Here is a 13,965-nt window from a genome sequence, read left to right on the forward strand (position 1 = left end):
CTCCGGTGAATTCTGCGGGCCGCACGGGGTGCGCACACCTTCGGCCATCCGATCGGGTAACGATTGAGGGCTCGTTCCTGTGTCCACTGAGGACAGCAGGGCGGTGGGAAGTTTCTCCGGGCCCACTCGGCGCGCGCCGGTTCCACTGTGTGACCGATGTCCTCCGAACCCCCTCTGACGGTGGGAATTTCGGGTGGCACCAAGGGAAAAGGGTTGCTGGGCAAGGGAACTCTGCTCACCGTGGTGGTGCGACGAGGGCAGGACGTGGTCGCTGTGATGCCCTACCTGAGGAGAGTTCATGCTCGGCATGCACGTGGTCGACCGTCGTTCCACCACCGACCATCCCGACGAGGTGGCAGAACCCGATCCGCTGCTCGGTGCACGAGTCGAGAGCCCGGTCGGCTACCCCGTGGCCGACCCGTGTCCGGACGCCCCGCCCATCATGATCCTGGGCGCGGGCATCGCGGGATTGGTGGCCGCCCGCGAGCTGGAGTCGTTGGGGCACCGGGTGGAGGTGCTGGAGGGCAGCGGACGCGTGGGCGGTCGCGTCTTCACCCACCGCTTCGGCGACGGCGGGCCGCTGGTGGAGCTCGGCGCCATGCGGGTGCCCGGCGACCACCGGTGCACTTTGGACTACATCGCCCGGCTGGGCCTGTCCGGGAAGGTCCGGCCGTTCCGGACCCTGTTCTCCGAACCGCGGGCGTACCACGCCACCAGCCGGGGCTTCGTCCGCCTCGGCCAGGCCGCGCGCATCCTGGTCGAGGACTTCCGCGCGGAGCTCGCCGACAACCGGTACCGCGAGGAGACCGTGTTGTTCGGCGCGTGGTTGACCGCGATGGGGAACGCGATCGGTCCGGCCGGTTTCCGCGAGCGCGGTTTCACCGCGGAGCTGCTGGACGCGGCGGACCGGGTCGACCTGGCGCCGTTCGTGGTGGGCGTCGACCGCGATCAGGTCGACCTGCACGCCTTCTTCGCCGCGCACCCCGCGGCCCGTGCCGGCTGCGGTGGCCGGCTGGCACGGTTCATCGACGACGTGCTGTCGGAGACCAGCCCCGAACTGGTGCGGCTCGAAGGAGGGATGGACCAGCTGGCCAAGGCGCTGGTGTCGCGGTTGCGGTCGCCGGTGCGCCTAGGGTGCGAGGTGGTCGGGCTGGAGGCGTGCGGTGAGCGGGTGCTGGTGCAGGTCCGCACCGGCGACCGCGTGGTCACGCGGAGCTGCCCCAAGGTGCTGTGCACGCTCCCGTTCTCGGTCCTGCGCCGGATCCGGTTGCGCAACCTGAGCCGGGCCAAGGTCGAGGTCATCCGCGGCATGACCTACTGGCCTGCCACGAAGGTCGCCTTCCACTGCCGGGAGGCGTTCTGGACCGGGGACGGGATCTCCGGCGGCGCGTCGTTCAGCGGCGGGCGCGTGCGCCAGACCTACTACGTGCCGGCGGAGTGCGACCCGGCGCGGGGGGCCGTGCTGCTGGCCAGCTACACGCTGGGAGAGGAGGCCGAATCCTTCGGCCGGATGCCCGCGGATGCCCGGCATGAGGCGGTGTTGCGGGAGGTGGGCCGGATGCACCCGGAACTGCGGGAGCCCGGCATGGTGATCGGCGCGGCCAGCATGGCCTGGGGCAACCACTGGTGGAGCAGCGGTGCGGCGGTCAGCCAGTGGGAGCTGGACGACGCCGGCCGGGCGGAGGACCGGCTGCGGGCGGCGAGCCCGGAGGACGGGTTGTACTTCGCGGGGGACCACTGCTCGGCGAACCCGGCGTGGATCGACGGCGCCATCCGGTCCGCGGTCGACGCCGCGCAGCAGATCCACCTGGACAGCCGGGCGCGGACGGCGGTGTCGGCGTGAGCGTGCTCGACGTGCCCCGGTCCGAACTGCCGCCGTTCGACCACCGCTCCCTGGGGCAGGAGGAGATCATCCGGCCCTACCCGCTGTACCGGCGGTACCTCGCGGAGGAACCGGTGCACTGGAGTTCCGCGAGCGGTGCCTGGTTCGTGTTCGGCCACCAGCCGACGATGGAGGTGCTGGGGAACCCGGACTTCACCCGCGGCGGGTTGGTCTTCCCGCCCGGCTGCGACGCGCTGACCCGCCTCGTGCGGGACTGGCTCGTGTTCCTCGATCCGCCGCGCCACACGCGGCTGCGGTCGGCGCTCGCCGGCCGGTTCACCCGCGCCGCGGTGCGCTCCCTGCGCCCGCAGGTCCAACGGGTCGCCGACGACCTCGTCGCCGCCCTCGCGGGCCGACCGGAGATCGACCTGGTGGCCGACTTCGCGACCAGGCTGCCGCTGCACGTGATGTGCGACCTGCTCGGCCTGCCCGCGGCGGACCGGGAGTGGCTGCACCGGCGCGCGCTCGTGTTCCAAGAGGCCAGTTCGACCCGTCAGGGCGACTACGCCGCCGCCGAGGAGGCGGCCCGGGACCTGGGCGACTACTTCCGCCAGGCCGCCGCCGACCCGGCCGAGGACGGGCTGCTCGCGCCGCTCGTGCGGGCCGGGTGCACCCCCGACGAGGTCGCCGGCACGGGCGTGCACCTGCTCACCGCGGGCCACGAGACCACCGCCCACCTGATCGGCAAGTCCGTGCTGGCGCTGCTGGACCACCCGGGGGTGCTGCGCTCGCGGCCGGTGTTCACCGCCGACCACGTGGACGAGCTGATCCGCTACGACGGCCCGGTGCAGATGGTGAGCCGCCGGGCCGGGCGGGACGCGATGCTGCTGGGCAGTCGGCGAGTCCGGGCGGGCGACAAGGTGGTGCTGATGCTCGGCGCCGCCAACCGCGACCCCGACCGCTTCGAGCAGCCCGACGAGCTGCGGCTGGACCGGGCGCCCCGCCGTCACTGCGGGTTCGGTTACGGCGCCCACCGCTGTCTGGGCGCCGCCTTGGCCGGTCTGGAGGCGCAGCTCGCCCTGACCACGCTGGTGCGGTCCCTGCCCGCGCCGCACGCCGCCGGGCGACCGGTGCGCTACCACCACGACCTGATCTTCCACGGTCCGCGGGCCCTGCCGCTGCGCACCGGCTGGCCGGGGTGACGCAGCGCCACCCGTGCCCAGTACGGCGCCGCGTCACCCCGGCCAGCCCTGGGCACCGGTTCAGGCCGTGCCGCCGGCGCGGGTGAGGCGAACCGGCAGCGAGGTGAGCTGACGGATGGCGTACCCGCTCACCCAGCGGGTCTCGCCGGTCGTTCGCGCGGCGTCGGGGAACTTCCGGAGGAACTCGGTCAGGGCTATCCGGAGCTCGGCGCGCGCCAGTGCCGCGCCGACGCAGTAGTGGGCGCCGTAGCCGAAGGTGTAGTGCGCCGTGGGCGGCGAGGCGTGGTTGAGGGCGGAGATGTTGAGCAGGACGGGCTTGCCCGCCGGGATCTCGTGCTCCTGGAGCAGCACCGGGGAGGTGGTGAACCGCCAGGTGGCCAGGGGGAACGGCGGGTTGGCGCGCAGGGCGTCCTCGACGCGCGCCTCGACCTGTTCCGCGGTGGCCGGGCGCCTGTCCGGTGGCTCGTCCAGCACTTCGGCCAGCAGCGCGGCCAGCACGCTCGTCGTGGACTCGTGCCCGGGGATGACCAGCCCGGGGGTCCAGGTCGCGATCTCGACGGTGCTGACCGAGCCGTCGGCCTCGTGCAGTGCCAGCAGGTCGGCGATCATGCCGGGGCGCAGCTCGTGCCGTCGTGGGCCGAGGAAGGCCCCGACACCGCCGTAGAGCTGGACGCGCCCCCGTTCGCATTCGGCGTCGTCCGCGCCGTGAGTGACCAGCCGGCAGGCTTCGACGAGCGGTTCGCGCATCTCCGGCGGCAGCCCGAGCACGGCGCTGATCACGGCCACGGGCAGCGGGTAGGCGAGCCGGGGCACCAGGTCGACCTCTCCGTCGAGCGTGCGCAGGAGGTCGTGCACGACCTCGGTGATCAGCTGCTCCCAACGCTCCCGGTGCCGGGCCGAGAAGACCGCGGCGTGCAGTTTGCGCTGCCGGGTGTGCTCGGCGCCCTCGCTGGTGATCAACGCGGCGGCGCGGGAGGTCTGGGCGGAGCCGATCATCCCGGTGGCGTCGTCGAACCAGTCCGGCGCCGCGTCGGCCTCCTTGGTGAGCCGGCGGTCGCGGAACGCCAGGCGGACCAGCTCGGGCTCGTTCACCAGCCACACCTCGCCGCCGGCCCAGGCCACGCGGGCGAGCGGGTGGCGGCGGGCCACGTCGAGCAGACGCTCCTGCACGTCGCCGGGGCTCACGTCGAGTCGGACGTCGACCAGGTTCGTCATGTCGGTTCCCAGGGGTCGGGGGTGGGTGGCGGGTCGGTCAGCAGGGTGGCCCGCCGAACCGCGCCGCGAGGTGGGCGCTGATCCCGGCCACCCGGTCGGGTACCCGGTCGTCCTGGCGGCACCGCGCCGCGAGGTCCGCGAACTCCCGCGCGATCCTGCGGCGGGCCACGTCCGGCCGGGACACCGGGACGGGGGGTTGCGGCAGTTCGAAGGAGGGACCCGCGGTGCGGCCGGGAACGCCGGAGGGCAGCGTCACCAGCAGCTCGGCGAGGGGCCGCATCATCCCGGTCATCACGTCGATCGCGGCGTTCATCAGCTCGGACCGGCGCAGGCTGGTGTCGGGTCGTTCGGCGAAGTGCTGCGCGGTCAGCAGCAGCATCAGGTAGTAGGACCTGTTGAACAGCGCCATGATCCGCGCGGTGTCGGGGTCGGTGACGGGCTGGCCCACCCCGGGACCGGTGCCCGTGGTCGGGTTGCGCAGCACGGGGTGGGCCGGGTGCCACTGCCCGCCTCCCCCGCGCAGGTGCTCGGTCATCAGCAGGTCGGCGATCCGGCGGAAGGTGTCGTGGTGCGACGGGCCGGGATCGCCGACCGACGGCAGCACGCCACCCTCACCCTGCTCGGTCACGAAGTCGACCGCGAACAGGGCGCTGGACAGGTCGTCCACCTCGAACTGGTAGTCGGGGTGAATCGTGTCGATCGACTCGCGCAGGAACAGGTGGTGTTCGCCGCCGCCCCTGCCGCGCTCGACCGCGAACAGGTCGGGCACCCAGGTCAGGCCGTCGCGGATGGCGCGGTACAGCTCGCTCAGCGACCGGTACGGCCCGCCGCTCGGTCGTTCGTCGTGGGGTTCCTCGATGGCGATGAACCGCTGCACGCTGCCGAGGTGCAGTGGTTCGAGCGCGAAGTCCACCGGCAGCGGCAGGCGGGCGTTGATCGTGGTGAAGTCCACCTCGGGCACGTGGAACGGCTCGCCCACGGCCATGAGGATGTTGTTGACCACCAGGTAGTGCGCCATCTCCTCGCGGGCGACCCCGAGCAGGCCACCGCGGATCCCGGTGTGCAGCGTCTGCCCGCCGTCGCCGCAGGCGAGTTCGAGTTGTTCCGCCGTCCACCGGCCCTCGCGCACCCACGCCGCGCCGACGCCGTAGGTCGGCACGGAGTACGCCGCGTAGAGGTACTGCAGCATTACCGCCAGTTCGAGGGTGACGGCCTGGCGCAGCGCGGCGATCAGCGCGGCGCGGGTGGTGAGCGGTGGTGTCCACGATGTCTCCGCCGCGATCGGGCGCGGCGCCCGTTGCTGTTGGCGGCGCAGGTACTTCAGCAGCAGCCGCGCTTTCGGCGCCGACAGGTCCCTGGTGGGCGGCATGTAGTAGGTCTTGCCCTTGTTGCGCGGGTCGCACATCTGCCACATCAGCGTCGCGTAGGTCTCGACCTTGCATCGATCGGCGAGGCTGAACACCTCGGTGCGCATGAACGAGGACACCAGCTCGTAGTAGGCCAGGACCTTCTCGTGCACGAGCTCGAAGGTGACATCCTGTTCGGGGATGTCGTCGAGCTCCCAGTCGTCGGGCAGCACCCGGACCGCGACGACGCCGTGCAGTCCGAGCTCGACCCGGGCGACACCGGCCCGGAGCCCGCGGACGGTGAAGCCGCCGAGACCGGTGCCGTCTACGTCGACCTCGCCGATCGCGAGCAGGTCGTGCCGGCTGCGCACGACGGGGGCAACCGGGTGCGGCCTGCCCCGCAGGAACGCCCGGAACGTCACCCGGGCGTCGTGCTCCGGGGTGCCGTCGGTGTGGTCGAGGACCAGGGCGGCGTCGTCGGATTGGACGTTGAGCTCGACTTCGCGCAGCAGCTCCACCGGGTGGCCGTGCCCGTCGAGGCGGACCACCCGCAGCGCCTGGTCGTTCGCCGCCCGCGCCCCGGACGCCGCGGGCACGGTGACGATCCCGCTGGTCAGCGCGTGCTCGTGCACCTTCTCGGGCACGGTCGCGACCAGCTCGTCGGACTCGACCGTACGGAGCAGCAGGTCGCCACCGCGCCAGGGCCGCGGCACGGCTGTGATCAGGTTGAACGTGACATGCGTCGGCGTCACGTCGACGCTGAGGGTGTGCAAGCCGGTGCGCTCGCCGCACGGCACGAGCAGCCGCCCGGCGGGGTGGGTGCGCAGTTCCGCCGCGCGCCACGGCGCGATGGTTCCCCGCAGCCGCCAGAGGTTCGGCGTGTCCGGCGCGGTGGGCGGGGACATGTGGCTGAGCGCGAACTGGACCACCAGCCCGTCGCCTGCCGCGGCTTTCAGGTGCTCGACCGCGGGGGAGGTCCCGTCCAGCCACCGCGGCTCCTCGACCACGAACTGGTAGACCATCGACCTGCTCAGCTCCGCCGCCAGGAAGTGCTCGCCGACGTCGGGCACGTGGTCCGGGTTCTGCCACCGCGGCGGTGACGTGCCCGCCACCTGCCCGCTGACCGCGTACCCGACGTCGTGCGACCGCCCGGCGCGGCCGAAGCCGAATTGGCCGACCACCAGGGTCATCGTGTCCGCGGCGGTCGGGTCGACGTCGAAGACCCGTGCCCGGTTGACGGTGGTCGCGAGGTACTCGTTGTGGTGGCCCCACACGTCCACGCAGCGGCCCACCAGCGGGTCGTTTGGGTCCAGCCGACCGGTCTCGCGCTCCACCCCGGTGATCGTCGCGTCGATCGCGAAGTGCCCGCTGCCGCCGAAGTTCCAGCCCGCGGTCGCGCTGAACACCCCGTCGGGGCACGGCCGGCCCGCCGCGTCGTACCGGGGGCCCCGGTCCACCAGGTACTCGTGGTACTCGCGGGCCGGCCGCCCCACCGGGAACGGGCCGCTGTCGGTGAGCGCGGTATTGGTGATGATGTCGACCAGGCCGCTGCGCGGTCCGGTGGGCAGGCTGGTCCGCGCCGTGCCGCCGAAGTGCAGCCGGGGCAGGTTGAATACGCTCACGGCCGCTCCAGGACAGCGCCCCGAGCCGGATCCGACCTGCTCATCGGCACCTCCGCAACGCAATCGCGACCCGCACCGGAATCGGCTCCCGGCTCCCACGGTGTGCGGACCCCGGCCCACCCTGCAACTCGGTTCCGCGCCGGTCACCCGAAAATTCCACCATTGGAGCGGCGATCCGAACCGGCGTCACCCAGCGGGATCGCCCTGTGAGCAGACCTGACCGACGAAGCCGCGGTGGTTACCGGTGAACGTCCAGTCGTGCGGCAACCAACTCCGACCGATCCGCCACACCTCGTCCCTCACGAAACCAAACCGCGCCGCCGCCCACGCCATCGTCACCGACCATGCCGGAATGCTCGCCGCCGGATCCCTTCTCAACCGGGCTCGCCGCGAACACGGCCTGTTGAAGACGAGCCTTTGGGCTAATGCGGCAGCCGCAGTGTGGGATGTTTGTCGCGTTGTCGCTGGTAGTGGCTGTGGCGGGCGCGGGTTTGGTGGCGTCGTCGCCAGTGTGACCAGTGATCGGTGTGTGTTTGCGGGTGTGCGGGGTCGGTGCTGGTGGCCCAGAGTCGTCTGATTTCGTTGCAGGACAGTGGGATCAGGCCCGCTGTTCCAAAATCGACACTGAATCGCCCCTAGAGCCCCGGACACGAAAAAGCCCAGGCCACTTGGCCTGGGCTTGTGCTCCCCCGCTTGGACTCGAACCAAGAACCCTCCGGTTAACAGCCGAATGCTCTGCCAGTTGAGCTACAGGGGATTGCTCTTCGCACCGGCTGGATCGCTCCGACCGATGAGAGAACTTTAGCCGATGCCCCCTTGCGCCCGCACACCCACCCCCCGGTTTCGGAGTGACCTCGTCAAAGTCGGTTTTTGAGGGACAATGACAGCCGGACCAAGATCGAACGGAGGCGATGACTCGGATGAAGATGTTCCTGCTGGGCGCGGCCGCGGGCTACGTGTTGGGCGCGAAGGCCGGCCGGGGACGGTACGAGCAGATCGTGCGGACCTACCGCAAGATCGCCGACCACCCCATGGTGCAGGGCGCAGCCGGGGTCGCCCGCGCCAAGGTCGGTGAGAAGTTCGGGCGGGCTCAGCGCTGACCCGGCGCCCTGACGAACCGAAGGGGCCCTAATGCGACGAAGGGCCCCTTCGCCACTTTTGACCGGGGGAAAGTCCCCGTCAAGGCACGACGGCGACCACGAAGACGCGCCGGAACTCGAACCAGGTCGTCCCATCGGAGCGCGGCGGGTAGGCCTCGTTCAGCTTGCGGGCGATCTGTGCCCGGAAGTGGTCCCAGTCCGCGCCCGGCAGGGCCTCCTTGACCGGCCGGAGTGAGGTGCCGGTGATCCATTCGAGTACGGCGTTCTCCCCGGTCAGTCGCTGCGAGTACGTCGTCTCCCAGGCGTCGACGGCGCATCCGGAGTCGGCGAGCAGGTTCCCGTAACCGAGCGGGCTCTCGACGGCCTCGTTCTCCCGCAGCACGACGCCGTCGAGGCGCGAAGCCCACTCCTCGGTGCGCGCGAGCTCCCGGACCAGCGAATGCGAGGGGGCGTCGAAGTTGCCGGGGACCTGGAACGCGAGCGTCGCTCCCGACGGGAGGCGGTCCACCCAGTGGCGAAGCAGGACACGGTGCTCCGGGACCCACTGGAGCACGGCGTTCGAGATGACCACGTCGGTGTCCGGCTCGGGCACCCAGTCGTTGACGTCCAAGACTCGCGCGTCGATACCGCGCGAGCGCGCGGCCTCGACCATTTCGGGTGAACTGTCACTCGCCTCGATGATCGCGTCCGGCCAGCGTTCCGCGAGGACGGCGGTCAGATTGCCTGGTCCACAGCCCAGGTCGGCGACGCGGCGAGGTCTGCCTGCCGGTATCCGCCCGACGAGGTCGTGGAACGGCCGGGCCCGCAGATCGGCGTAGTCGAGATATTTGGCCGGATCCCACATGGCGCCTCCCAGCGATACAGTACGATCGTACTGCTAGCCGCGTGGCTTAGCCAGTTTCTCCGCCGCTTCCTCGGCGATCGCCTTGATCAGGTCGAGGTCGGTGCCCGGGTCGGGCCGCACCTGCAGCACCGTGCCGTCCCGGCCGGGGACCTTGCGCTCGACGAACCACGCTCCCCCGGTCCCGAGGTCCTTGCGATGCCGCTCCCGGACCGAGCCGTCGACCCGCTGACGCACCAGGAACGGGACCTTGCCCGGCCGGGCGAGCTTGAACCGCACCGGGGATTTGTCGGCCAGCAACACGGCCTTCCCCGCGACGGCGGCCTCCTCGGACTCGGTCAGCGTGAACACCCCGGCCGACCACGCCGCCTTGCCGACCAGATGCCAGCCGACCCGGCGAGGACCCCCGTCAGCGGGGACCCACAGGCCGAGCTGCGTCACGAGCAGATACCCGCCGCCCTCGACCGGAGCACTCCCGACGACGTGCTCGCCATCGTCCAGGGTGCCTTCGAAATCCGCCGGAACACGGTCACCCAGCAGGTGGCTCAGCCAGCCCATTGCCTCAGTCCATTCCGCCGATGGCCTGTTCCTTCAATGCCTTCCGGTACTGCTCCAGTGCGACGAGGTCGCCGAACAGCGCGCGGTAGTCGTCCGGTGCCTCGACCGGCGAAAGCCGCTGAAGCTTCGACTTGATCTCGTTGATCTGGCGGCCGACCATGCTCTCCTGCACGGCCGCGAGCTGCGCGGAGATATACCGTGAGTCGACCTCGCCCTTGGCGCGCAACGGTTCCACCGAAAGCTCGCTGAGCACCCTTCGCACCGTCCCTTGTGGACAGTGCGGGGTGGCGGCGTCGATCAGGGCCGGCCCGGTCAGCCCGGAACCCGCTCCTCCGGCGGCCAGCAGTGCCTTGTGGATGGCGACGTAGACCGGATGGAGGAACGCGTCCTCGGGGAGCGCGTCGTACTCGGCCCCGGCGAGCATCGGCTGCTGCAACGCCGCTTTGAGCGCCTCGCGCTGGGCGATGAACCGCGGATCGCCGGGCGCGGGCCTCGGCAGATCCTCTTCCATGGTGGTGGTGGCCGCCTGTGCGGGGCGGCGGACCTCGACGGTGGAGGACCGTTTCGCCGAGGCCCCCGCGCTGCCGCGGACCCGGTTCACCACCTGCGCCGCGTCCTGCCAGCCGACCCACCAGGCGAGTTTCGACGCGTAGCCGTCCCGGCTGGCGCGGTCCTTGATGCCCGCGACCATCGGGACGGTCTTCTGCAGTGCCGCGACCTGTCCGTCGACGGAGTCGAGGTCGAACGCCTTGAGCATGCTTTTGATCGCGAATTCGAACAGCGGGATCCGCCGCGCGACCAGGTCACGCACGGCGGTGTCGCCCTTGGCGAGTCGCAGTTCGCAGGGGTCCATCCCGTCGGGGGCGACAGCGATGTACGTCTGCCCGGCGAAGGTCTGCTCGCCTTCGAAGGCCTTCAGCGCCGCCTTCTGCCCGGCTTCGTCACCGTCGAAGGTGAAGATCACTTCGCCGCGGAAGGCGTCGTCGTCCATCATCAGCCGCCGGAGGACCTTCATGTGGTCCTCGCCGAACGCCGTCCCCGACGACGCGACGGCCGTCGGCACCCCGGCGGCGTGCATCGCCATCACGTCGGTGTAGCCCTCGACCACGACCACCTGGTGCCGTTTCGCGATCTCGCGTTTGGCCAGGTCGAGGCCGAACATCACCTGCGACTTCTTGTAGATCGGCGATTCGGCGGTGTTCAGGTACTTCGCCGAGACGCGGTCGTCGTCGTACAGCCGCCGCGCGCCGAACCCGACGACCTCGTTGCCGACGTCGCGGATGGGCCAGAGCAGCCGCCGGTTGAACCGGTCCATCGGCCCGCGCTGCCCTTCCTTGGCCAGCCCGGCAGTGAGCAGTTCCTTGACCTCGAACCCGCGGTTGAGCAGATGCTTGGTGAGCTTGTCCCAGCCCGCCGGCGCGTAGCCGCAGCCGAACGTCTGCGCCGCGGCCGCGTCGAAGCCACGCTCGGACAGGAAGTCACGGGCCGTGCGCGCGTCCGGCGTCAGCAACTGCTCGGCGTAGAACTCCTGTGCCGCGCGGTGCGCCTCGATCAGCCGGGCCCGGGTGCCGCGATCGCGCTGGACACTCCCGCCGCCGCCTTCGTAGGTCAGCCGGAACCCCGCGCGATCCGCGAGCCGCTCGACGGCCTCCACGAACGAGATCAGGTCCATCTTCTGAATGAACTTGATCACGTCGCCGCCTTCACCACAGCCGAAGCAGTGGAAGGTCCCGTGCGTGGGGCGCACGTTGAACGACGGGGTCTTCTCGTTGTGGAACGGGCAAAGCCCCTTGAGGCTGCCGCCACCGGCGTTACGGAGGGACACGTAGTCGCCGATGACCTCGTCGATCCGGTTGCGCTCGCGCACCTCCGCGATGTCGCTCTCCCGAATCCGTCCTGCCACACCCCTACCTTAGTTCTTCCTTCCGGAGCACCGTGCGGCACACTCGGGGAATGAGCACCGCGCTGGATGAACTCGCCGGGAAGTTCGCCGCACTGCGGCCGCATCTGGTGTCGGTCGCGTACCGGCTCACCGGCGCGCTGTCCGACGCCGAGGACGCCGTCCAGGAGTCGTGGCTGCGGCTGAGCGGACTGGACGAGCGGCGCCGGTCCGCGATCGAAGACCACAAAGGCTGGCTCACGACGGTCGTCAGCCGGATCTGCCTCGACCGGCTGCGGTCGGCCGTGGTGCGCCGCGAGCGGTACGTCGGCGAATGGCTGCCCGAGCCGGTGCTCGGCCCGCTGGGCACGCCGCCGTCGGAGGATCCGCTGACCATCGCCGTCCGCGACGACGGGATGCGGATGGCGGCCATGGTCGTCCTCGACCGGCTGACGCCCGAGCAGCGCGTGGCGTTCGTCCTGCACGACGCGTTCGCGGTGCCCTTCGCCGAGATCGCCGAGATCCTGGGCTGCACCGCGGAGGCCGCGCGTCAGCACGGTTCCCGCGGGCGCCGCGCGCTCGCCGACGCCGACCCGCCGCCCCGGACCGCCTTGGCCGAACAACAGCAGATCATCGAGAAGTTCATGACCGCGATGCTCACCGGCGACATCAAGGCCGTGGCCGAGGTCCTGCATCCGGACGTCATCCTCGTCGGCGACGGCGGCGGCAAGGCGCGCACGGCAGTGCATACGGTCGCCGGTTTCGACAAGGTCTTCCGGCTGTTCCAGGGACTCATGCGGACGTACGACCCGGCCGGGATCGAGCAGGCCCGGCCCGCGCTGGTCAACGGCGACCTCGGGTTCTACATCCCGCCTCAGGCCGCCTCGGCGGAGTACCGGGCGCTCGACGAGCACGTCGACGCGTTCGTCATCCGGGACGGGCGGATCGTCGCGATCTACGACATGGCGAACCCGGACAAGCTCACCACCGCTCGCACCCGCGTCGGCCCCTGACCGCGTCCAGCCCTCTGGTCGCGGTCGTATACGAGCGCCAGGATTGTCGTGCGGGACTGTGTGGATCTTGGATCATCCAACGCGCCGAAATCCACACGCCGTACTCGCGTGCTTGAGCGCGAGTGCGGTGCCGGTCGTGAAGCGTCAGGGAAGCGGGACGCGGCAGGCGTCGCCTGATGTGAAGCCCTGCGCGGCGATGCCGAGTGCGCTGTTCATCCGGGCGCGCGAGTTCTCGAGCGCGATCTGGTAGGTCAGCTCGATGACACCCTTGCGCCCGAACTCGCGTTCCAGTTCGGCGACCTGCCCGTCGGTGACGGTCACCGGGCTGGCGGTCATCGCGTCGGCGTACGCGAGCGCGAGCCGTTCCTGGTCGGTGAACGCGGGCGACTTCGCGTAGTCGTCGATGTTCTTCAGCCGGTCGATGTCGAGCCCGTCGTGCAGTTGCAGCATGGTCCCGAAGTCGATGCACCACGAGCAGCCGAGCTGGGTCGCGACCCGGTAGACGGCCAGCTCGCGCACATTCGACGGCACGCTCTTGCTGGCCTTCTCGACCAGCAGTTCGTGCAGCCCGTTCGCCTTGAACAGGCCGGGGTGGTGCGCGACGACCGCCATCGGCTCGGGCACGGCGCCGAAGCGTTTCCCGGCGAATTTGTAGAACAGCTTCAGCAGGAAGCCGGCGTCGGCGGTCTTGACGGCGGGAATGCGCGGCATGGGGTCCTCCTCGTGCGGTTGCGGTCAGAGGGTGGACGAGGTGGCCCGCGCGGACGTGACACGACCCAGGGTGACGTGAGCCACGCCCACTTCACCGCCGAGTGGGACGAAGAGCGGAACTTAGGAGTCGGTACGCTGTCGAACCCGACTTTGGTGTTCGGCCGCCCGGCCAATATCGATTAGCCTTTTCGCCGGAACACCCATTCGATCATCGAAGGTACGCTTCGATCAGCATTCCGTTCGACACAACCGGTGCCACCACATCGGTCTATTCGGCGATCCCTCCGCACACTCCCCACCGGAGGAAACACATGGACTACCTCGTCATCGGCGCCGGTCCGGCTGGTCTGCAACTCGGACATTTCCTCCAGCGGGCCGGAAGAGAGCATTTCGTCCGGACACCGGCTGGACCGACCCCGAACTGAATCTCCGGATGGACTGGAACTCCCTGCTCTCCGACGACCGGATCTGCGCATCACCCACTACACCGAGGAGTTCGTGGCGGTGACCGCGGGCGCGCTGATCTTCACCGGCGTGTTCACGCTGTTCTACTAGCCGTGGCGGGAGGTTCGGTGTCGTTCGGGTGTCTATGAAGGATTTGGGACACTCAAAGTCCCAAATCCTTCATAGCGCGAACTCCATGATCCGGTGCCCGA

General features: G+C 70.4%; 10 protein-coding genes and 1 tRNA gene. 4 read left to right on the forward strand and 7 right to left on the reverse strand.

Annotated elements, in window-relative coordinates; genetic code table 11:
* The first annotated feature begins 298 nt into the window (after positions 1 to 298).
* Both AB0M65_RS15930 and AB0M65_RS15935 read left to right on the forward strand, forming a co-directional pair.
* Complete coding sequence (locus AB0M65_RS15930) at positions 299 to 1,843, forward strand: NAD(P)/FAD-dependent oxidoreductase (RefSeq protein WP_364027610.1); 1,545 nt, start codon at positions 299 to 301, stop codon at positions 1,841 to 1,843.
* Positions 1,840 to 3,024 carry a cytochrome P450 gene (locus AB0M65_RS15935; protein ID WP_364027613.1) on the forward strand — a complete coding sequence of 395 codons (1,185 nt, stop codon included), beginning with the start codon at positions 1,840 to 1,842 and terminating at the stop codon, positions 3,022 to 3,024. Before AB0M65_RS15930 ends, AB0M65_RS15935 begins: the two co-directional genes overlap by 4 nt.
* A gap of 60 nt (positions 3,025 to 3,084) precedes the next feature.
* On the opposite strand, the gene AB0M65_RS15940 is transcribed toward AB0M65_RS15935, so the two are convergent.
* From AB0M65_RS15940 to AB0M65_RS15950, 3 genes are all read right to left on the reverse strand, one after another.
* Positions 3,085 to 4,239, reverse strand: a complete 1,155-nt coding sequence (locus AB0M65_RS15940) for a cytochrome P450 (protein ID WP_364027616.1) — start codon at positions 4,237 to 4,239, stop codon at positions 3,085 to 3,087.
* Between the two features lie 37 nt (positions 4,240 to 4,276).
* Entirely contained in the window at positions 4,277 to 7,207 is a 2,931-nt protein-coding gene (locus AB0M65_RS15945) for a ferritin-like domain-containing protein (protein ID WP_364027619.1), read from the reverse strand.
* A gap of 684 nt (positions 7,208 to 7,891) precedes the next feature.
* Positions 7,892 to 7,964, reverse strand: a tRNA-Asn gene (locus tag AB0M65_RS15950).
* Positions 7,965 to 8,127: 163 nt separating this feature from the next.
* Between AB0M65_RS15950 and AB0M65_RS15955 the strand changes: the two genes are divergently transcribed.
* Entirely contained in the window at positions 8,128 to 8,307 is a 180-nt protein-coding gene (locus AB0M65_RS15955; RefSeq protein WP_364027636.1) for a hypothetical protein, read from the forward strand.
* 79 nt (positions 8,308 to 8,386) lie between these two features.
* On the opposite strand, the gene AB0M65_RS15960 is transcribed toward AB0M65_RS15955, so the two are convergent.
* The 3 genes from AB0M65_RS15960 to dnaG are packed head-to-tail and all read right to left on the reverse strand — an operon-like array spanning position 8,387 to position 11,609.
* Positions 8,387 to 9,151 carry a trans-aconitate 2-methyltransferase gene (locus AB0M65_RS15960; protein ID WP_364027622.1) on the reverse strand — a complete coding sequence of 255 codons (765 nt, stop codon included), beginning with the start codon at positions 9,149 to 9,151 and terminating at the stop codon, positions 8,387 to 8,389.
* A 33-nt stretch (positions 9,152 to 9,184) separates the two neighbouring features.
* A complete protein-coding gene (locus tag AB0M65_RS15965) occupies positions 9,185 to 9,706 on the reverse strand; it encodes a hypothetical protein (RefSeq protein WP_364027625.1) in 522 nt (173 codons plus the stop codon).
* A gap of 4 nt (positions 9,707 to 9,710) precedes the next feature.
* Positions 9,711 to 11,609, reverse strand: coding sequence for a DNA primase (gene dnaG, locus AB0M65_RS15970; protein ID WP_364027627.1), 1,899 nt, complete (start codon positions 11,607 to 11,609; stop codon positions 9,711 to 9,713).
* A 50-nt stretch (positions 11,610 to 11,659) separates the two neighbouring features.
* Between dnaG and AB0M65_RS15975 the strand changes: the two genes are divergently transcribed.
* Positions 11,660 to 12,598 (forward strand): sigma-70 family RNA polymerase sigma factor, encoded by a 939-nt coding sequence (locus AB0M65_RS15975; RefSeq protein ID WP_364027630.1) that lies wholly within the window; start codon positions 11,660 to 11,662, stop codon positions 12,596 to 12,598.
* A gap of 144 nt (positions 12,599 to 12,742) precedes the next feature.
* Here the strand turns inward: AB0M65_RS15975 and AB0M65_RS15980 are convergent, their stop codons facing one another.
* A complete protein-coding gene (locus AB0M65_RS15980) occupies positions 12,743 to 13,309 on the reverse strand; it encodes a carboxymuconolactone decarboxylase family protein (RefSeq protein WP_364027633.1) in 567 nt (188 codons plus the stop codon).
* Positions 13,310 to 13,965: the final 656 nt, after the last annotated feature.

This window comes from Amycolatopsis sp. NPDC051071 (assembly GCF_040682875.1).
Classification (GTDB): Bacteria; Actinomycetota; Actinomycetes; order Mycobacteriales; family Pseudonocardiaceae; genus Amycolatopsis.